The 591-nt window shown below is 72.6% G+C and carries 1 protein-coding gene and 1 pseudogene; both read left to right on the top strand.

Translation table 11 applies throughout. The annotated features are described in order from the left end of the window. Nucleotides 1–193, top strand: a pseudogene (locus A5704_RS24180) (N-acetyl-gamma-glutamyl-phosphate reductase); the annotation flags it as partial. Then, the coding region (locus A5704_RS29890; RefSeq protein WP_369828494.1) for a bifunctional ornithine acetyltransferase/N-acetylglutamate synthase at nucleotides 190–591 on the top strand (402 nt) is incomplete at its 3' end. The pseudogene A5704_RS24180 and the gene A5704_RS29890, both read left to right, overlap by 4 nt.

Raw genomic sequence — 591 nt, forward strand, 5'->3', positions numbered from 1 at the left:
CACCGGCTCGGTGATCGGCAGCAACGCGGCGCACATCGCCGTCGCGGTGGACGAGGCCGCCGAGACGTTCGTGGCCATCGCCGCCATCGACAACCTGGTCAAGGGCACCGGCGGCGCGGCCGTGCAGGCGATGAACTTGGCGCTGGGTTGGCCGGAGGCGCAAGGCCTTTCGGTGGTCGGGGTCGCGCCGTGACCCACACAGCCGAGGCGCGCTTGGTGCGCGAACAGGGCGTCACCGCGCCGGCCGGGTTCCGGGCCGCGGGGATCGCCGCCGGCATCAAGGCGTCGGGCAACCGCGACCTGGCCCTGGTCTTCAACGAGGGACCCGACTACGCGGCCGCCGGCGTGTTCACCCGCAACAAGGTCAAGGCCGCGCCGGTGCTGTGGACCCAGCAGGCGCTGACCACCGGCGCCTTGCGCGCGGTGATCCTCAACTCCGGCCAACCCAGCGCCAAGTTCATCGCCTGCACGGCCGCGCCGCCGGTGCCCTTGACCAGGTTGTCGATGGCGGCGATGGCCACGAACGTCTCGGCGGCCTCGTCCACCGCGACGGCGATGTGCGCCGCGTTGCTGCCGATCACCGAGCCGGTG

The sequence above is a fragment of the Mycobacterium sp. E735 genome (assembly GCF_001666955.1).
Lineage (GTDB): Bacteria > Actinomycetota > Actinomycetes > Mycobacteriales > Mycobacteriaceae > Mycobacterium.